This is a genomic window from Paenibacillus sp. S25, from assembly GCF_019454085.1.
Lineage (GTDB): Bacteria > Bacillota > Bacilli > Paenibacillales > Paenibacillaceae > Paenibacillus > Paenibacillus polymyxa_B.
Genome location: NZ_CP073683.1, coordinates 4,076,779 through 4,095,664, shown reverse-complemented (window position 1 = coordinate 4,095,664; position 18,886 = coordinate 4,076,779). Strand labels below are relative to the sequence as shown.

Here is an 18,886-nt window from a genome sequence, read left to right as displayed (position 1 = left end):
CCGTTGGATTGGTCAGCTTTTCTTCCTCCGGTTATCGTATCTGTTAAAGTCGCTGTCGTCGCCAGCATCATCGTCTTTTTATTAGCTACTGTGGTAGCGCGGGTGATGGCGAACTGCACGCCGCGGAGGGGAACCAGCGTGATTGAGACCGTCCTACTTCTTCCGCTCGTTTTGCCTCCCACTGTTGTCGGCTTTATTTTGCTCATCTTGCTGGGAAGGAAAAGCTGGATTGGCACTGCCTTCGAAAGCTTGTTCCAGCAGACAATTGTATTTACATGGGGAGCTGCAGTGGTGGCGGCCGTAGTTGTTGCTTTTCCACTGGCTTACCGTACAATTAAAGCAGGTTTTGAAGCTGTAGACCCTGAGGTAGAGCAGGCTGCACGTGCGCAAGGTGCCAACGAATGGCAAGTGTTTCGCCACATTACGATGCCCCTTGCCTACCGACCACTCATTTCAGGATACATTCTCGGATTTGCCCGAGGGTTAGGGGAATTTGGCGCTACGCTGATGCTTGCAGGTAATATTCCTGAACAGACTCAAACCCTACCTACGGCGATTTATACCGCGTCCGAGGTCGGAAATATGACACTCTCTTGGAGCTGGGTAGCTGTCATCATTTTATTCTCTTTTATCATGTTGATGCTTTCAAATCGACTGGTAAAGGATTAGCCCTTTGGAATAAGAACATGCGCAGTCTGCCGATAGGGTAGGCTGTGTTTTATTTGTAATGAGAAAAAACTCTTACACATCTTCATTCACTCTCCAAATTTGGCATTAGAGGCCCTGGAGGCTCGCGGACGGTCGAGGCTGTACTCCGTTTGCAAGCGTAACAGATCTAGTGAATTCGTGGTATAATTTACAAAAAATAAGTAAAGGGAGATGGGGAACCATGAAGGAATTTGGGAAATTTTTTCTGGTAGGTTTAGCCATGGTGTTGGGGCTTGGTCTGGCGGTAGGAAATGTGGAGCTTCCCGTCGCTTCCGCGGCCGGTACAGAATATTATGTAGCCACGAGCGGTAGCGACTCCAACGCAGGAACGAGCGACGCGCCGTGGAAGACGCTGCAGCACGCGGCCGACGTGGTTCCTGCGGGCAGCACGGTTTACGTCCGGGGCGGTGTGTACAAGCAGAAACTGAAGATCAGCCGCTCTGGCTCCGCTTCGCAGGGTTCCATTGTGTTTACCAACTATGGGACGGAGACCGCCATCATTGACGGCACCGGACTTTTGGTCAGCGGGAACGAAGGGCTGATCGAACTGGCCGATGTCAATCACGTTACCGTTCAGGGGTTTGAAATCCGTAATTTCACCACTGCTTCCAAGAATACGGTGCCTGTAGGTATTTATGTCCACGGTTCGGGCGGTTTCATTAATCTGTCCAACAACAAAATCCATGACATTAAAAACACGGTCACCCCGACCGGCAAAGATCGGCTGGGCCGGGACGCTCACGGTATCGCTGTTTATGGCACGAAAGCTCCGGCTTCGATTCACGACCTTACGATCAGCGGTAATGAGCTGTACAATCTCGTGCTGGGCTCCAGCGAATCGCTCGTTTTAAACGGCAACGTGGATGGCTTTGTGGTGACCAACAACCTCATTCACGATAATGACAATATCGGGATTGATTTGATCGGCTTTGAGGGAACTGCGCCGAATACCGCTTACGATCAGGCGCGGAACGGGTTGGTGAAGGGCAATCGGGTGTATAATAATTCAGTTCAAAATAACCCATCTTACAAGAGAGATGACAACTCGGCCGGCGGCATTTATGTAGATGGAGGCAAGGACAGCATTATTGAGCAGAACTACAGCTACAACAACGACATCGGCGTCGAAATTGCCTCCGAGCATGCCGGCAAAGCCACCAGCAATATTACGGTCCGCAGCAACGCGATATATAACAACCGACTGACCGGTATTGCCATGGGCGGTTACAATGAGGAGCGTGGCTCCACGGTAAACTGCAAGATCGTGAACAATACACTATACAAGAACGATACGTTTGACGACGGAAGCGGTCAGCTTTTGGTTCAATATGATACGCGAAACAACGTGATCAAAAACAATATGTTCGTGGCCAGCTCCACGGATATGCTGATCTCCAATGGATACACCAAAAATTCTGGCAATGTTGTGGATTATAATTTATATTTTGCTCCGAGCGGCAGCTCAAAAGCCAACTGGATATGGAAAAATAAAGAATATACAGGTTTCTCCGCGTACAAATCGGGGACCGGCAACGATACGCATTCTCTGTTTGCCGATCCTAAATTCGTGAATGCCGCGAACGGCGACTTCCATTTGCAGTCTTCGTCACCGGCGATCGATGCCGGAAACACGGACCGTGCCATCATTGGAACACTAGATATTGACGGGAAGCCCAGAGTACAGGGAGCCGCTGTGAACATCGGTGCCTACGAGTAAGCCTTATATTTTATGACCAACAGTGCATACCGAAACTATGTGGGGCCATTGATTGTACGTTTTTACAATGTTCCTTGCAATTAAAACTCCTTCAAAGAGAATCCCCATGTCGTAAGATATGAGGATAAACTTTGGAGGTGTTTTTGCGTTGGCAACAAGATTAAGCTATCCTCGGGAAGTGAAAATGGAAGTATACAAATGAGATTAGAAAGTAGTTCCTGTTCAAGAGGCTCTGATTAACCTTGTTGTTGTACACCTTTGAACCATACGGATTTGATCGACAAGGTATCCGAGATGTTGGTTGTCGGATCACCGTTTACTAGTATAAGGTCAGCGAGCGCACCTTCGATAATACAGCCGCGATCGTTAAGCCCAAAGCAACGGGCCGGTTTCGCGGTAGCCGACTGAAGCGCTTCTATGGGAGTAAATCCGGCCTCAACCAGCAATTGCATTTCATGATGAACGCTGGCTCCATGAGCAAGGCCGCCAAGATTGGGAACAGGAACGGGGGCGACATCCGTCCCGACCAGAATATCCACACCGGCACGGTGAAGGTCCATCACATTTTTAAAGCTATTCTCCAAATTGCCTTGCGGGAAAGTATGGAAGCTTGAGTTCAAAATATCGATCCATTCCGGACTTAATTTGGAATAAACACGTGGATCATTCGCCAATTCTGATGCCGGATTCCCCAGAATGGATGAGTTCAATACTAAGCACGGTATAACAAATGCGCCTGAATCCGCTATGGATTTCACCAACTCGGATGTGCATTTGGGCCTGTCGAGAAATAAGTGACCCAATCCGTCGACTCCCATATCGATGGCGGTTTGCGAAGAATGAGCCGTCAAGACGTGGGCTATGACAATTTTATCGAATTTATGGGCTTCTGCCACGGCTGCTTTTAAAATCTCGTCGCTTAAAATAGGCAGTCCAGGGGCACCCAAGACCGTCCCTTCTTCAATCATGATTTTAATATAGTCGGCGCCACTCTCCACCTGGGTATGCACATGTTTGATCGCTTCTTCCACTGTCGTCACTTGGGGCACTTTTTCGTGATCGTGAGCGTAGGCGGCTAGCATAGCTTCCCGATCTTCCTTGGGTAACTTCTCCAATTCCTTTAATACGAACTCAGGAATTTCATCCTCATCCTGCAATAATTCATCCGGATGACCACCTGGAGCAGTGATCGCTGTGCCGGCGGAACGGACTTCGGCGATGTCATTCACGTTTTTTAACTGAATCTTGCGCCCTCTTTCTGTAAAACTGCCATTCATTTCGAGTTCTGTCGTGACGCCGAATTTTAAAGCATCTCGTAACCCACCGATTGAAGTGTGGACATGCGCATCAATCAGGCCTGGCAATAATGTCGCATTTTCCCCATCGATGATCGTTGCATGTGTCGGAAGGTCTCCGCCTACCGAAATAATGGTTTCCCCATGGATGACAACATTTCTGGGCTCAATAACTTTTTCACCATCGAAAATACGTACATTCGTAATCGCTGTAACTTTTTCTACCGTAGAACTTTGAGTTACATTCTTCATGTCGTTCCTCCTTAGTGTTCAGTTTTAAACACTTAGAATTCTAACTATTAGTTTTATAACTGTCAATAAACTAATTTTCATTTGACAAACAGTTTAGAGATTTATATAGTTTATTTACTGACAATTAGACTTCTAATAATTTGAGGAGGTACGATTATGAAAACCCAAAAGGATACGGTTTATCTGGATTTGTTTCAGATTATTGGTCTTAAGTTAAAGAAAAGAGCGGACGAGAGTATAAAAGAGTTGGGATTAAATGCTCAACAAGGAAAAATGATTAGATATATCTATGAGAATCAAGAAAATGATTTAATTCAGAAGGATCTTGCCGATCGGTTTCATCTACGCGGAGCCAGCATTACAAGCATACTTCAAGGTCTTGAGCAAAAAGGATTCATCGAGCGCAAAATTCCGGCCAATAATGAACGGCAAAAAAATATTTATGTTTTACCAAAAGCTATTGAATTGATTGAAGCTTTTAGTGACTCTTTCCAAAAGGTGGAGGATGAAATTGTTCAAGCCCTGACCGAAGAGGAGAAGCAAATTTTAGAGGAAATGTTAATCAAAATTAATGAACGCTTATAATTGCAGATAAAATCATGTTCCAAAAATCACTTTCGCTAGTCTCTGTTTTATATGATAGGAATCGGTTATGATGGAAATAGTAATAGGGATTTTAGTAGATTTTAGGAGAGCGGTGCGATATGAGAAGGGAAACGGGTTTTAACGAAATTATTCGAAAAGTACGTAAAGAGCTGTTTGGGAAAGGCCCGGAACGCATACATACGACCTTTGTAGATAATATGGCCATCACGATGCTGTATGGAAATTTAACCCCATCCGAAAAGTTTCTGGCACAAGAAGAATCCGGGAAAGAGATGGTGCATGCAGCCCGAACCAAAATGGTTCAAAAAATATATCCCACACACTTCAATAAAGAACTGGAGGATTACATGGATTCCCGGCTGCTGCACCTCTTTTCAGATATTAAAGTGGAGGAAGATATAGCCATATCCGTTTTTGTATTTGAAGATAATATTACTGCAAAATAAAAAAGAAGGCGGAACCGACGTAGCACCCATATTGTTGGAGAGTTCGGCTGCACCTTCGATTTAATTAACGATGTCCTAATTGAAATGGAATGAATAGAGGGGCTGTTTCTGTTTACACGTGTTTTCTTCTTCGATATTGATATTGGGACCATTGGTAGAGAACAAAACATCCTATGCAAAAACCAAGGATAGCCACCAAGGCCGCCACCAGGACCATGGCCGAGAATACATAAGCGACAATACTCCACTGGAGCATAAATCCTACCCAAGCGACCAACAGAAAAAAGACGGCAAGAAGCTGATTAAACCTTTGCTGCTCTCGGTCCTCCTGCACATACGAGGAGGGGCTTTTCTTCAAGAAAAGCTTGGCTATCCGCATTACCGGATTGAAGTTAAAAAGGACGCCGAGCAACCCCGCGATAAGAGGAATAACTAGCACCCCATATCCCCCTGTGATCCAAGTGAAAACTACAGATAAAACAATTACCCATTGGTTAGCCCTGACTAACGGACGCGGAATGGAAGATGGAATTTGGTTCATATATATCATCCTTTTCATATCGGAATAAAGTAAAATCTGAAATTATTATAACCTAACATTTGGGGAATAGATACCAAGAAAAAACGAAAGACTCTGCAAGTCCATCTGCTAAGTTTTTTTGTTTTGCTTAATTCCTAGCGATGTATCAGCCAATTTGTTACAATTCTTATATATGTTAATTGGGGAAGATAGACATTGTTTTACTCTATGCGCAAATCATGGATCATGAAAGGAACCTACATAGTTTATGAAAAAAAATGATTTTGGAAATAGGATGAAGGAATATGAAAATGCCTATAGATTAAGCCTACCACGCCGTTTACCCGTAATCATCAGAATTGATGGTGCGCATTTTCATACCTTTACACGTGGGATGACGAAACCTTTTGATGAGAAACTAATTTTTGCATTATGGGAGACGTGTAAATATTTGGCCTATAACATTATGGGATGTAAACTGGTGTATCATCAGAGCGATGAAATTTCACTGCTTCTTACGAATGATGACAAATTAACGACGCAATCCTGGTTTGAAAATAATCTTCAAAAAATGGTGTCCATATCTGCTTCTCTGGCTACAGCCAAATTTAATGAGGAAATCCAAAAGGTTTACCCAGGTCAGCCTTTAGCCACTTTTGATGCGAGAGCATGGGTCTTGCCCCAGGATGAGGTTACAAACTACTTTCTATGGAGACAGCAAGATGCTACTAAAAACAGCATTTCTATGGTAGCTCAAGCCCATTTTAGGCATTCAGAATTAGAAGGATTGAACGGAAATCAGCTACAAGACAAGCTTTTTGTGGAAAAAGGGATAAACTGGAACGATCTTCCGGTCTGGCAAAAGCGGGGAATTTGCATTACCAAACAACAATACAACAAAGGCGAAGCCGTCAGAAGCAAGTGGGGTGTTGATCATGAGACACCGATTTTTTCACAGAATAGAGATTATATTAACCAATATGTATACTTGGACAAGGATGTGTAGATTTGGAGTGTGTCATTTTTATAGGAATTCAGGCTTCGGGCAAGTCGACATTTTATAAAGAACATTTCTTCAAAACACATATGCGAATAAACCTTGATATGCTTAAAACACGGAATAGGGAAAATATTTATCTGCAAGCCTCTATCGAAACAATGCAGCGCTTTGTTGTAGACAATACAAATGCCACTGTTATAGAACGGAAGAAATATATCGATGCTTGTAAAAATAAGGGGTTTAAAATTATTGGCTACTATTTTGAGCCCGATTTTGCAGAATCTATTAAGCGTAATGAGCAGCGCACAGGTAAAGAGTATATTCCTGAAATCGGTATTAAAAGTGTAATGAGTAAACTAGAGATCCCAAGCTACGAAGAAGGATTTGATGAACTCTATAGTGTGATTTCCATTGAAGGAACGTTTCAGATCAGAAGGCTGCCGGAAAACCATACAATATAGGGGGAGTACCATGAACATACCTGAGAGATTTATCAAACGTTTTCCGGCATACGAGGACGTATTTGCCAGCGATCTTGAACATCATCGTAAGCACTTTCTGCCGATTTGCTCAATTAATCTTCAGTTTCTATTCCCGGAGCAGGACGAGTGGCTGCATTTTGTTTCCGTAAAAGAAATCTATGAAGGCAGTGTGGGTGAAAATACTCAGCAATTTCATACCTCATATACCAAGGAAGATATGCTGGGTTTCGATGTAATTGACGGCAAATACAAATTTGAAGCGGACTGGAATTATTTTAGTCTTCATCGGAAAGAGCAATTGGAAGCTACCTATGAAGCGCTGAAATCTACCGGGGATAAAGCGTACCTACGTATGAAGAGAGAAGTCATGGCGTTGGACGGACTGGAACAGGTGTACACGGCTAATGATCAAGACTACCAAGCTCGCAAAGCATTTTTCCTGGAAAACAATAAACTTTATCCATATTCCTCCTTTGGGGAGGCCAAAAAGTCTGTGAAAGAGCTCACCCGTGATTTTGAGGAAAAGCAAACCAGCGGTTGGGGGCTGAGTTTCCCTGAAGTTAACGGAATTTTGGATGATATCGCTTTTCAGTCTGACAAGGCTCAAAGTTACATGAAGGAATATGACGAATCTCTGGAAGAGATGCTCCAGTTCGAGCAAACCAATCTACTTCATGTGCCTAAATGTCCCAATGGTGAGACTTTTGCCTATATCGGTTCCATTACCGGGTATTATTTTCAAGCGTTTGGGGCGGATACCGTCTATTTATTTTACGACCAAGAATTAAGCAAAGCGGTAATTTGCTTCGAATATTCATAAGTGAGGATTTTGCAAAAAATCTAATAAGCGACTTCCAATGAACAAGATATAGATCAAAATGGTTTAGTTCGTCTATATCTTGCACTTTGGGGCAATTGGAATCGAATTTTGAAAAATCTTTAAATAAAAAAACTCCCATAAAGGGAGTTTTTTTATTTATTTCTTATTCATCTCCACATCATGCTCTTTAGCAAGTGTGTTGACTTGTTCACCAAAATCTCTGAATAGCTTTCTACCTTCGCTGAGCTTGGTGTTACTTTCATTGACTAAGTTCAGATCCTGTTTATCCAACGCATCGAGCATCTTAATGAAGGCTTCCTTTTGAGTACTAGCGGCCTTGATGTAGGTTTCGTGGACGGCTCTTACCTCAGGAGTTTCCGTCTTTACAGCTTCTAACTTATCAACAAATTTGGTGTATTCCGGGATGATATCGTCTTTTAAAGCATTATATAGTGTAACATCATCTGTAAAGTTATCTCCGGTCACAGCTGCATACTTATCAGTAACTGCTTTTTCATCTTGTGCCAAAGGAAGCATTCCATCATTTACATACGTGATTAAATCTTTTTTTATCGGATCGGTAGAGCAGGCTGCCAAAATGGAGAAGCAACATAATACTAACATAAACACGCTAAGTTTTTTCATCTGTATTCCCCTTTTTTATGTATGTTATGGGTAATTCGATTCATTTAATAGTCATAAAGAACTATCCATATTATTTGATTATATAGAATAAATAAGAGAATGGTAGGATTTTTATGGTAAAATAGTGTCAAAATTAAGTTGATTAACCTAAACCTATTCATATAGAATTACAAATAAGAATGTTTTAAGAAGTATATTCCATTTGAACCAGAATTGCTTTATGATAGATATGTACATCCTAAAATTTTCCTGTATATATTTGGGGAAATTCTGAATTTCTTTAACACATTTGAGAGGAGATTTCAGTATGAAAAGGTTTAAAAAGGTGGTTTCAGTTACACTAAGCTCAATGCTCCTGCTTTCATTCGGGATGACGGCGAACGCGAGTGCAAGCCCAGAGGTGAAGACGGATCAAGCGATTCAAGCAGTTTCCAATGTGCAGCTAACAACTGATAAGGAAAGTGTTATTGAACAATTAACACGCGCGGACAAGCCTGCCAGTATCACAGATTCGGTGTACAACATTACAGAAAATATCAACTTGGCAACACCACAGAAATCTGAATTGAAAAAGAGAGTTACCCCTTCGCTCAAAGCCAGCGCAAGATCAGTAACAGCTAAAGCCGCAGCGACCGTAGCGACAGCGTCTACTGCTACATATTCCGGCACGATTACAGAAGAGGGAGGCACACAGTTTTTATATCCGATCTATTTACAGCCGGGTGAATTGTTACAGGCTCAGTTGGATGGTCCGTTTTCAGCCCAGCTTGACTATGACTTATACCTGTATGAGTTTGATATGGCGACAGGTGATATTAATTCCAACCCAATAGATGTTTCCAACTACGGGACTTATGTTAACAATTATGAGCAAGGAGCTGCTTCTCTTCCTGAAAACGTAGGGGCTCGCAACTCGAGCGGAGCCGAAAAGGCTTACGCACTTGCAGTTCATGCCAAGAAGGGATATAGCATTAATGACCTTTTCTATTTAACTGTAGCAGTAAGCTCCAACTATGATGTCTATGAGCCGGATGACAGTGCCTTCCATGCTTATAATTTTACTGTTAACGACAAAGGTTCCTCGATTAACTTCCGCACCATCCATTCGTCTATAGACAATGATTGGTATCAAGTTACAGTACCGGCCAGCCGTAATTATGATGCATTAAATGTGAAGCTGGACAGCACTTCGGAAAGCTATGGGTACAAAGCGGAAGTATATGCAGCTCTTACTGGCAATCAAATGGTGCTTCTACCGCAAACCAATCATAATGTTACCCTAAACACAGGGACCTACTATGTACGAGTGTACAGCACAAGTCAGTATTCAGCCGACCATTTGTATACACTATCGATTAAACCAGTGCTTCGAGCTGGCAAAATTGAAATTACCGGCTATAACTCCAATGGCTATTATGATTATCCGACATATTCTTACGGTCGTCATTATCGTATTAACGGAGGCAGCAGTCTGATCGTGAACGGTGTTGTGAAAACAACAGATGGTCAACTGGTTCCCAATGCTCCTGTCACGGTCGTATGGCTGGATAAGAACTGGAGCGAGAGCAGCGGTAACCGTACGAGAACGGCTTCTACGTACACCGATGATAGCGGTAAATTCAGTGTGACCCTTTCTCTTCCACAATCGACAGGAAAAAATGTAGATTATATAAGTGAAATTGGTTCCACACACTACTATGATCTTACAGGAGTTGCCGCTCAGGTCGATGGAACTTCGATTAGTGCGACGGACATTGTTTATCTGTTTGCTTATAGCTTGAGAAATTAAGATATGCTTTAATGTAGTTTTGATTCATGAGAGTCGCTTTTTTTGAATGGTTAGCTGAGACTTTCCATTTCTGAAAGAGCGACTTTTCATGTTTATTCACCAAGAATAAGAAAATGGTCTTGTTTTCATAGATTACAAATAGAAATTGTTTTGCATAATATATTCCAATAGAACCAAAGATGATTTATGATTGAGCCATACAGCCTAGAAATCACCCTGGTTTATCCGGGGATAGCGGGAATTCCTTAAACCATTTGAGAGGGGATTTCAGTATGAAGAGGTTCAAAAAGGCTATTGCAGTGATGTTAAGCATGATGCTCCTGCTTGCTTTCGGAATGACTGCGAATGCGAGTGAAAGCACGGAGGCTGCATCGGACCAAGCGATTAAGGCGGAATCCGAGATTCAGCTAACAACTGTCAATGAAGACATCATTAAGCATTTAACGCGGGCAGACAAACCAGAAAGTATTACGTCTTCGGTTTATGCAATGAAGGAAGACCTCAACTTTAAAACACCAGAAACAGCCTCATTGAAAAGGGAAAATGTTTCTGCGCTGAAGGCAAACCCAATGGCTGCATCAGCCACAGTTTCCTCTGCTACGTATTCCGGTACGATTACGCAAGAGGGAGGCACACAATTTTTATATCCGATCTATTTGCAGCCTGGTGAATTGTTGCAGTCCCAGTTGGATGGTCCATTTTCAGCCCAGCTTGACTATGACTTATACTTATATGAGTTTGATATGACGACAGGTGACATTAATCCTAATGCCATTGACGCATCCACCTATGGTACTTATTTTAACAATTATGAACAGGGGGCTGCCTCACTTCCTGAGAACGTAGGAACCCGTAACGCTACCGGATATGAAAAGGCATATGCGATTGCTGTTCATGCCAAAAAGGGTTCCAGCATCAATGATCCTTTCTATCTAACGGTCGATACAAGCTCCAGCTACGATGCATATGAACCAGATGAGAGTGCTTTCCATGCCTATAACTTTACCTTTAGTACGGGCGGTTCATCGCTTAATTCACGCTCCATTCATTCAGGCATTGATAATGACTGGTACCAAGTTACGATCCCTGCCAGCCGCAATTATGATGCTTTGAACGTAAAGCTCGATAGTGTTTCGGACGGTTATGGCTACAAAGCTGAAGTCTACGGAGCTCTTACAGGAAACCAAATGGCGCTTTTGCCGCAAACGAACCATAATGTCAGCTTAAATACAGGAACCTACTATGTGCGAGTGTACACAACCAATCAGTATTCACCCAATCATTTATACACACTTACACTGAAGCCAGTGCTTCGGGCTGGCAAAATTGAAATTACCGGCTATGATTCTGTTAATGGTCCTAATGATTATCCGAACTACTCATATGGTCGTCATTATCGGGTTAATCAACGCAGCAACCTTACCGTGAAGGGGGTAGTTAAGACAACTGATGGTTATCCAGTGGCAAATGCGCCTGTTGATGTGACTTGGTTGAATCAGAACTGGACTGAAAGCAGCGGAAATCGTACTCGTACAGGCACAGCTTATACGGACCAGAATGGAGCCTTTAGTGTGACTCTTTCCCTGCCATCTTCCACTGGAAGTATAGCGGAATACCTGTCTGGAGCCATCAGTTTTACACACTACTATGATCTATCAGGGGTAGCCGTTCAGGTGTCAGGTACTTCGATTATAGACACAGATATTGTATATCACTTTGCCTATAGTATTTATGGCGGCTGATGGACGGGGTATTAAGCTAACACTTAAGGTAACTTGTTGCTTGAATATTTTATATCTGAAACAAAAGTAGTTCGTTTCAATATTTGTTCAATTTTAGGACAAAGCATATGTTCATTCCATATATGCTTTGTCCGATATATATAGAAACAGGGTCACATTACACTATACATACGCCTTAGATTGCCTGTTACAAACATGACAGGAGGAAATAGAATGAATTTTGGACCTCTTAGAGCACAGCAAGCGATTCTTAATGCAAGTAGCTTACGGATCAATCCGACAAGCAAGCAAGCTCCACCACCCCAGCTTCATGAAGAACAGGTCTCCAGAGTGGTAGTTCAAGACTCCGTGGAGATTAGTGAAGCCGGTAGACAGTTGGCGGAAGGAGCTATTGTATCACAGGCTGCCAAGTATTTCGGTACAACACAGATCAATGATTCATTAAACCGGGTTTTGGAAGGTCAGTCAGAAGAAGTGTCTAATGCAGTGTACAGTATGATTGAATCTAATTTTATCGTCGACGGAACAGTAACGGATGAGAGTCAACGAGCTGTGCTGCTGGAGATGGGAGTTACCCAATCCAAGTATATTGCCGATCATTACATGGAAGGCGACAAGGCCAAAGAGTTTCTGGAAACCATGAACCAGATTGCTAGTATTGCTTTGACACGATCCACTGATCCAGAGACCGGAGATATTAGCTACACGACTCCAATAGATCGTCCGTCAGGTGCTCCTGAGGATTATGTCAAGCTGTCGGAAGTGATGAAGCAGGTTGATCCTCAAAAATATACTGCGTACATGAATGATATTAAAGGTGGAGGAAATGGGCTGAGCCAACTGTTAAATTTTGCGCAAAAGGTTCCTCAACATCCCGATTGGATTGAGAAATACAAGGAACGTATGGGACAGAACGCAGAGTTGCTCAATAACACACCGCTAAACAATCGGTTTGACAAAGCGGATACGACATCAGCTTCTGCTTTTATGAACAGTATGCAAAATCTTCTTAAGGAATCTTCCGCTACTCAGGATTCTTACATGCAGAATATGCGAGGATTTTTTCGGAACTTAGGCGTTCAGGTCCATTAACACTTTCAAATAATTTGTCAGTTCTGTTTACAACCTGCTTGGAACGAAGTATAATAGCTTCAAAACATACTCGTGATATAGAGGAAGCACCTCAAACTTAGGCATTAACGCCTTCGTTTGAGGTGCTTTTTCTATTTTATCCGAGGCGAGTTTGTAAAACTCTTTGAAAATAAAATAAAGTAAGGAGAAGTGTATGTATCGAAAAAATAAGCGAAAGGTAAGGAAGTATAGGAAGTGGGTGCATGGATTTTTGGCTGTAGTCCTACTATTAACGATAATTCCCATATTTCCGGAAAGGGTATCAGCTGCTACTCAGGAGATCATGGGAGGACCTTTTTGCCAAAACAATTTGCCGGGTGGAGGCGACAGTTGGGGCTCTTGGTCAGGAAGTGGGATAGGAGCAACGGAAGTATACACTGGCATGGGTTCGGCCAGATATAAATGTGATGGTACTACGCAGCCGACAAATCGTTTTATTGATATTGGAAGATCAATTAAGACTTCTGATTATAGAATTTTTGTTTACATTGAAGGGTCTTATCATACTGATATATATACATCTAATAACGCAGCAGGCGACAGTTGGAGGCCTAACGGAACGAACTTATACACATGGACTAATGTAACGAAATTCTATGCCGATAGATTTTACCAGGGAAAATGGATAGATATCACCGACTCTATTACATTAAGGGATGTTCGATATTTCAGAGCGATGGGAACTAACCAACAGACAAGCAATGAAATATCCAAGTTTGGAATCCGTGTTATTCCCAAATCGGACCTAATGCCTAAACCACCTCAGATCCATGCAGGTACAGAGGGACAAGCGATCACAGGATGGACCAAAGAACCCGTAACCGTGTGGATAAATGGGGACGTGGCTCCTGAAGGACTAAAATACTATGAATATAGCCTGAATGGAGGAGCATTCCAGCCATACACAGGTCCCTTTACTGTATATGATCACGGTGTAAATACGATCTATGCCCGGACAGTAGACGTGAATAACCAGTATAGTGGTCTTTCTTCCGGGAATGTTCGAATAGACAAGATGCCACCAACTCCACCCATCCTAAACGCAACGGGAAACAGTAATGACTATACGATTTCATTACAACCGGGAACAGACGATTATTCTGGACTAGCCCATACTCAATTTCGTTTGACGGGCGTTGTGAATCAAGATTGGCAGGACTATGTTGGAGTGTTTCATGTGAATAAAGATGGTAAAAGCACAGTACATGCACGCTCCATTGACGGCGTCGGTAATGTGAGCCAAGAAGTAAGTAAAGAAGTCACCATTGATAAAAAGGGACCGACTGCTCCTGCCATCCGGGCTAGCGAGATAGGGCCAACGATCCGTGATGTAGATATAGCTATTGATTCAGGAAGTGACTCTACAAATGGAATTAAGATGACACAATATCGCTTGGGTCCATTAGGGGAATGGCAGACATACAATGGCACTTTTACATTAAACGCAGAAGGGATTTACGAATTATCAGCGCGGACGATCAATAATCTCGACGTGTCTAGTCCAATCGTGACTCAATCGGTCATGATTGATCGAACCAAGCCAACGCCTCCGAAAGTTACGTTTTCCGAGGTGACGATACCTACCCGATATACCAATAAGCCAGTGCAGTTTACTCTATCGGGTGCGACGGATACTACAGCAGTACATTATGAATATCAATTGGATTCTGGCACCTATGTGTCTGGTTCGTCTGGAATATTAAATGGTTCGGGTATCGTAAAAGTGACTGCTCAAGCTGTAGATGCGGCTGGAAATCGAAGCGAGCCGGTATCCGCGGTGTCTTATATTGATTTGGAACCACCGACGATCCAACTGACGCCAGATTCGCGTGAATGGAAAGATACCCATATTCATGTGAGGATACGATATGCCGATCAGCATTCGGGGATTGAGTCATCCACAATGCAGTATAAAATCACGAACAGCCCTGATTCACCAGAAAACTGGGATGCTTCAGCTGATACAACAATCCAGATGGATCTTTCAGATGAAGGTGAATGGTATGTTCATGCCAAGGTCAAAGACAGGGTGGGCAACATTTATGAAACGGTCAGCAGTGCACTTCGTATTCAAAAGCAGCCCCAGTCGGTTGTGCTCTCTGCGACATCCATACGAAATACAGAAGCTGATTTGCAGTGGACTCTCCCGTCTGGTCTTGATGATGGTTACGTTTATACAGTCCGAAATCTAACAACTAATGAGGTTTGGGATGTTACGCATCCGACAAATTCTTTTACAGATAGAGGGCTACAAGGAGGACGGCAATACGAATATGAAGTGCGTTCTAGTAATCATGTAGGAGGTAATGCGTATTCCAATCGAGTCCATATATTAACGTTACCTGATGCTCCTGAGCATATCCAGTTACGACCTGTCTCTCGTCATTCTACAGAAATCATGGCTGGCTTTACGCCAGTTTCATCAGCTAACAAATATAATATTACAGCAGCAGACGTAAGTACGGGAGAAATCATAATTAAGGATACGGTTACACAGGATGTGTATAATCCAATTACGGGAATGAAGCCTGGTAAATATTACGATGTTTCTGTATCAGCTATTAATGACACTGGAGAGGGTACAGCAAAGCATGTATCTTTTTTAAGTCTACCAGACAGCCCGAACGGATTCCGAAATGTAACTGTAAGAGAAGATGGAATCGACTTGAAGTGGAATTCTGTAATCACTGCCACCTACTACGCCCTAGAACGTGACGAAGTATCGGTTTATAAAGATGTGTATACAGAATTCAACGACACTGATCTTCAGGCGGGAACAGAGTATGGTTATAACGTTTCCGCTGAAAATGCAACTGGATTCGGAGACTATGCTCATCTGGGAGTCATCACTTTACCTGATCGAGTAACTACATTATCGAGTGTGACAAAGGATGTGTATGCTATCGGTGTTGCGTGGCAGGATGTGCAGGGAGTTGAAGGATACATCTTGAATGTTAACGATGAACCGAAGGTGCGGGTTGCGCGTGGTATCCACTCTTATACTTTTGAGGGCTTGCCTGCTGGTACATCTGCCAATATTAAAATACGAGCCTACAATCGAAGTGGCACGGGTAAAGATACATCTATCAATGCATTAACACTACCTGATTCGGCTGTGCAACTTTCAGCTGAAGATGTTCGCGAGCACGATGCCACATTGATATGGGCCCCGGTTGATGGGGCAACTCAATATAAGGTAACGATCAACAGTCAAAATTATTATAGTACGGAACCACATGTGGTTGTATCTGGTTTAACAGGTGGGAGAAACTATGATTTTCAAGTGAGCAGTGGGAACAGTAGTGGTTTCAGCCAGCCAGCGTTGGGTGAGCTGCTGACACTTCCTCCTGAAGTACAAAATGTTAATGTTAAAGAACTTGAGGGTGGTCAGATTTCACTGAGCTGGGATGAAATCAAGAGCTCTTCTCAATATACTGTAACCCGTAAAGATACGGGGGAAGTTTTTAACACCAGAGATGCCCATATTAAGCTTTCAGATATCCAGCCTGGTATGATTTACTCGTTTGGTATACAGGCCGTGAATACAACGGGGGTAGGTAATATAGCTCCCTTTACGCTTCGCGCTTTGCCAGGTCAAATACCAGACAATAGATTGACTGTGAAAGAAGTAGATACCGATTTGGTCGTTACGTGGAAAGAAGCTCCGGGTGCAGATGCCTACAATGTCTACCAAAACGAGGTGCTTATCGGTCATACGACCACCCATGAATTTAAAGTAGATGGATTGGACAGTTCTACAATGTATCGTATTACCATTAAGCCAGTGAACACAAGTGGTGAAGGGAAGCAGACAGAAGGTCAGGTCGAGACGCTACCGTCCCCAGCGTTTGCGATTTCGAAGACAGAAACAACGAATAGTGAGTTTATCATCCATTGGGAATCAGACCATGAAAATGATATTTTCGTCCTCGTCAGTGAAGGGGGAACAGAGCTATATCGTGGTAAGGATCGAAGCTATATCTGGAGAAAACTTAAAGAGAAGCAGTTGTATACAGTTCAACTTTGGGCAGAAAATAGTCAGGGAAAACGCACAGAGGCAAAACAAGCGCATGGAAAAACAACGGGTAATACTGTGGACGTAGGTGGCGGAGCAGGAGGGGCGGGGAGTGTAAAACCGATTCAGCCTGTTATAAAGGAACCGATAGAAACAGAGCAAATTCAAGATTCAACCGTTGAGAAGAAGCCAAATCATTTTAGCGACATTGAACGGATATTTAATAAAGAAAAAATAAATGTGCTTGCCGATTTGGGTATAGTAAAGGGAACAACCCACACGCTATTTGAGCCGAATAGACCTGTAACGCGTATGGAGTTCACTTCGATGCTGGTCCGTTCCTTGAAATTACCGCTCGAAACGGATGTGACTTTAGGCTTCGAGGATATTAATCCATCGGCGTGGTACGTTGATCTACTCAAAACGGCGATTAAAGATCAGGTCGCTCGCGGGTTTAGTAATAGAGAATTTGGCCCAGATCGGGTCATTAACCGTGAGCAGGCGGCTAAAATGGTGAATAACATTATTAAAGCTACACCACAGCAAGAAAGCAGTGCATACTCAGATTCCTCTCAAATTGTCGAGTGGGCCAGAAAGGATGTACTTGGTCTAACCGAGATTAATTTAGTACAAGGATATCCAGATGGTAGCTTTCGGGCCAAGCAGGAGGTCACACGTGCGGAAGCGGCTGAGATGATTTATAACATGCTTCAGCTGAAATAGAACGAATCAAGGGGCGGCGTTGGCCAGCCCCTTTTTTTGTGTGTACTAACTTAACTTATTCCGCAATAGCGGGGTTTATATTGGATGCTCTGTAGGCAGGAACGCCATTAATGAGTGCGGTTTTTAGCTGAATATATCGTAAGTATAAAAGCTCGAGAAGATGGCTGAGCTAAAAGAATATCATTGATCGTCTTACCTGTATCTAATTTGAAGATGATTTCTCCACCTTTACCGCTTAAACTGCTTTCCCAATAGAGATTATTATCGATTAAAACATTTTTCGGAAAAGTATTTTTAGAATCTCCGTTCGTTGAAACATTTTCCTCTGCTATAACAACAGGATCCACGGAAAAAGTATAGTCGTCTGGATTTTGACTGAATTTTGCCATGTTGAAATTCCTCCTTAAGCTTAATTTTTGAATATGTTGAAAAGGTTGATTCATATCATTTATATGAAACTCTCTATGAATATATTCCTTGACGATGGAATGCATACTAGTGTTTAAGCGGTCCAACAACATAATAGCAAGTTCATTTGCGGGCGGGGGGTTGCATGTTTAGAATATAAATAACTAATCGAGGTGCGAGGAAGGAAATGGATAGAATATGAAAATATACACTTATTATTTGGGAGATGGCATATTCCCTTTGGATTGGGAAGTTTGTTTTAGTACTGTTGAGGAATATAAAAGAAAATTATTTGAGAAGTATACCTCTTCCCAAGAATACAATGATTTTGTAATAGGAGGTTTTAATGTACTTACCGACAAAATAGATGCGATTCTGAATTATGCTATAGAGAACTTTCGAAAAGAATTTCCTCATAATTATGAGTTGCGTTGTCCGGCTATGATATTTCCGTTGCCAAGAGGCGATGAAAGTAATGGTGCTGAGTTTGCTATTATTTTAAAACGAGATGAAGATGGAGATACAATGGTCTATTCACCACTTCCATTGTCATATTTAGAAAGAAGTTAATACTCTACTGAAAGAAA

At 42.6% G+C, this 18,886-nt stretch carries 16 protein-coding genes; 12 read left to right on the top strand and 4 right to left on the bottom strand.

Annotated features, from left to right (window positions below; translation table 11 throughout):
• Nucleotides 1-3 precede the first annotated feature (3 nt).
• Together modB and KAI37_RS17850 are read left to right on the top strand one after the other, a co-directional pair.
• On the top strand, nt 4-669 hold the full coding sequence (gene modB / locus KAI37_RS17855; protein ID WP_071641923.1) for a molybdate ABC transporter permease subunit: 666 nt from the start codon (nt 4-6) through the stop codon (nt 667-669).
• Nucleotides 670-889: 220 nt separating this feature from the next.
• Entirely contained in the window at nt 890-2,425 is a 1,536-nt protein-coding gene (locus KAI37_RS17850) for a choice-of-anchor Q domain-containing protein (RefSeq protein ID WP_220031499.1), read from the top strand.
• 236 nt (nt 2,426-2,661) lie between these two features.
• Here KAI37_RS17850 and KAI37_RS17845 read toward each other — a convergent pair whose 3' ends face one another.
• Nucleotides 2,662-3,972, bottom strand: a complete 1,311-nt coding sequence (locus KAI37_RS17845; RefSeq protein ID WP_220029915.1) for an amidohydrolase family protein — start codon at nt 3,970-3,972, stop codon at nt 2,662-2,664.
• Nucleotides 3,973-4,128: 156 nt separating this feature from the next.
• Here KAI37_RS17845 and KAI37_RS17840 point away from each other — a divergent pair, with 156 nt between their 5' ends.
• Both KAI37_RS17840 and KAI37_RS17835 read left to right on the top strand, forming a co-directional pair.
• On the top strand, nt 4,129-4,557 hold the full coding sequence (locus KAI37_RS17840; protein ID WP_071641920.1) for a MarR family winged helix-turn-helix transcriptional regulator: 429 nt from the start codon (nt 4,129-4,131) through the stop codon (nt 4,555-4,557).
• A 119-nt stretch (nt 4,558-4,676) separates the two neighbouring features.
• Nucleotides 4,677-5,024, top strand: coding sequence for a Na-translocating system protein MpsC family protein (locus tag KAI37_RS17835; RefSeq protein WP_013311231.1), 348 nt, complete (start codon nt 4,677-4,679; stop codon nt 5,022-5,024).
• Nucleotides 5,025-5,136: 112 nt separating this feature from the next.
• On the opposite strand, the gene KAI37_RS17830 is transcribed toward KAI37_RS17835, so the two are convergent.
• Nucleotides 5,137-5,565, bottom strand: a complete 429-nt coding sequence (locus KAI37_RS17830; protein ID WP_071641919.1) for a DUF4395 domain-containing protein — start codon at nt 5,563-5,565, stop codon at nt 5,137-5,139.
• Between the two features lie 247 nt (nt 5,566-5,812).
• Here KAI37_RS17830 and KAI37_RS17825 point away from each other — a divergent pair, with 247 nt between their 5' ends.
• The 3 genes from KAI37_RS17825 to KAI37_RS17815 are packed head-to-tail and all read left to right on the top strand — an operon-like array spanning nt 5,813 to nt 7,846.
• A complete protein-coding gene (locus tag KAI37_RS17825; protein WP_220029914.1) occupies nt 5,813-6,550 on the top strand; it encodes a tRNA(His) guanylyltransferase Thg1 family protein in 738 nt (245 codons plus the stop codon).
• A gap of 2 nt (nt 6,551-6,552) precedes the next feature.
• Nucleotides 6,553-7,005 (top strand): ATP-binding protein, encoded by a 453-nt coding sequence (locus KAI37_RS17820; RefSeq protein WP_209942986.1) that lies wholly within the window; start codon nt 6,553-6,555, stop codon nt 7,003-7,005.
• A gap of 10 nt (nt 7,006-7,015) precedes the next feature.
• Nucleotides 7,016-7,846, top strand: a complete 831-nt coding sequence (locus tag KAI37_RS17815; protein ID WP_220029913.1) for a siderophore biosynthesis protein — start codon at nt 7,016-7,018, stop codon at nt 7,844-7,846.
• A 156-nt stretch (nt 7,847-8,002) separates the two neighbouring features.
• Here KAI37_RS17815 and KAI37_RS17810 read toward each other — a convergent pair whose 3' ends face one another.
• Nucleotides 8,003-8,491, bottom strand: a complete 489-nt coding sequence (locus KAI37_RS17810; RefSeq protein WP_071641914.1) for a hypothetical protein — start codon at nt 8,489-8,491, stop codon at nt 8,003-8,005.
• A 307-nt stretch (nt 8,492-8,798) separates the two neighbouring features.
• Here KAI37_RS17810 and KAI37_RS17805 point away from each other — a divergent pair, with 307 nt between their 5' ends.
• From KAI37_RS17805 to KAI37_RS17790, 4 genes are all read left to right on the top strand, one after another.
• Nucleotides 8,799-10,280, top strand: a complete 1,482-nt coding sequence (locus tag KAI37_RS17805) for an Ig-like domain-containing protein (protein ID WP_076293538.1) — start codon at nt 8,799-8,801, stop codon at nt 10,278-10,280.
• A gap of 272 nt (nt 10,281-10,552) precedes the next feature.
• Nucleotides 10,553-12,022 (top strand): transthyretin-like family protein, encoded by a 1,470-nt coding sequence (locus tag KAI37_RS17800; RefSeq protein ID WP_076293537.1) that lies wholly within the window; start codon nt 10,553-10,555, stop codon nt 12,020-12,022.
• Between the two features lie 213 nt (nt 12,023-12,235).
• Nucleotides 12,236-13,114 (top strand): hypothetical protein, encoded by an 879-nt coding sequence (locus KAI37_RS17795; protein ID WP_076293536.1) that lies wholly within the window; start codon nt 12,236-12,238, stop codon nt 13,112-13,114.
• 193 nt (nt 13,115-13,307) lie between these two features.
• Complete coding sequence (locus KAI37_RS17790; protein WP_220029912.1) at nt 13,308-17,891, top strand: fibronectin type III domain-containing protein; 4,584 nt, start codon at nt 13,308-13,310, stop codon at nt 17,889-17,891.
• Between the two features lie 107 nt (nt 17,892-17,998).
• Here KAI37_RS17790 and KAI37_RS17785 read toward each other — a convergent pair whose 3' ends face one another.
• Nucleotides 17,999-18,280, bottom strand: a complete 282-nt coding sequence (locus KAI37_RS17785) for a hypothetical protein (protein WP_258382994.1) — start codon at nt 18,278-18,280, stop codon at nt 17,999-18,001.
• Nucleotides 18,281-18,497: 217 nt separating this feature from the next.
• Between KAI37_RS17785 and KAI37_RS17780 the strand changes: the two genes are divergently transcribed.
• On the top strand, nt 18,498-18,869 hold the full coding sequence (locus KAI37_RS17780) for a hypothetical protein (RefSeq protein ID WP_220029911.1): 372 nt from the start codon (nt 18,498-18,500) through the stop codon (nt 18,867-18,869).
• The last annotated feature ends 17 nt before the right edge of the window (nt 18,870-18,886 follow it).

What these genes read in the sequence shown, in the direction of transcription:
- KAI37_RS17815 (WP_220029913.1), top strand. Translation starts at nt 7,016, where the DNA reads ATGAACATACCTGAGAGATTTATCAAACGTTTTCCGGCATACGAGGAC.
- KAI37_RS17810 (WP_071641914.1), bottom strand. Translation starts at nt 8,491, where the DNA reads ATGAAAAAACTTAGCGTGTTTATGTTAGTATTATGTTGCTTCTCCATT.
- KAI37_RS17805 (WP_076293538.1), top strand. Translation starts at nt 8,799, where the DNA reads ATGAAAAGGTTTAAAAAGGTGGTTTCAGTTACACTAAGCTCAATGCTC.
- KAI37_RS17825 (WP_220029914.1), top strand. Translation starts at nt 5,813, where the DNA reads ATGAAAAAAAATGATTTTGGAAATAGGATGAAGGAATATGAAAATGCC.
- KAI37_RS17785 (WP_258382994.1), bottom strand. Translation starts at nt 18,280, where the DNA reads ATGGCAAAATTCAGTCAAAATCCAGACGACTATACTTTTTCCGTGGAT.
- KAI37_RS17790 (WP_220029912.1), top strand. Translation starts at nt 13,308, where the DNA reads ATGTATCGAAAAAATAAGCGAAAGGTAAGGAAGTATAGGAAGTGGGTG.
- KAI37_RS17840 (WP_071641920.1), top strand. Translation starts at nt 4,129, where the DNA reads ATGAAAACCCAAAAGGATACGGTTTATCTGGATTTGTTTCAGATTATT.
- KAI37_RS17800 (WP_076293537.1), top strand. Translation starts at nt 10,553, where the DNA reads ATGAAGAGGTTCAAAAAGGCTATTGCAGTGATGTTAAGCATGATGCTC.
- KAI37_RS17845 (WP_220029915.1), bottom strand. Translation starts at nt 3,972, where the DNA reads ATGAAGAATGTAACTCAAAGTTCTACGGTAGAAAAAGTTACAGCGATT.
- KAI37_RS17850 (WP_220031499.1), top strand. Translation starts at nt 890, where the DNA reads ATGAAGGAATTTGGGAAATTTTTTCTGGTAGGTTTAGCCATGGTGTTG.
- KAI37_RS17830 (WP_071641919.1), bottom strand. Translation starts at nt 5,565, where the DNA reads ATGAACCAAATTCCATCTTCCATTCCGCGTCCGTTAGTCAGGGCTAAC.
- KAI37_RS17835 (WP_013311231.1), top strand. Translation starts at nt 4,677, where the DNA reads ATGAGAAGGGAAACGGGTTTTAACGAAATTATTCGAAAAGTACGTAAA.
- KAI37_RS17795 (WP_076293536.1), top strand. Translation starts at nt 12,236, where the DNA reads ATGAATTTTGGACCTCTTAGAGCACAGCAAGCGATTCTTAATGCAAGT.
- KAI37_RS17780 (WP_220029911.1), top strand. Translation starts at nt 18,498, where the DNA reads ATGAAAATATACACTTATTATTTGGGAGATGGCATATTCCCTTTGGAT.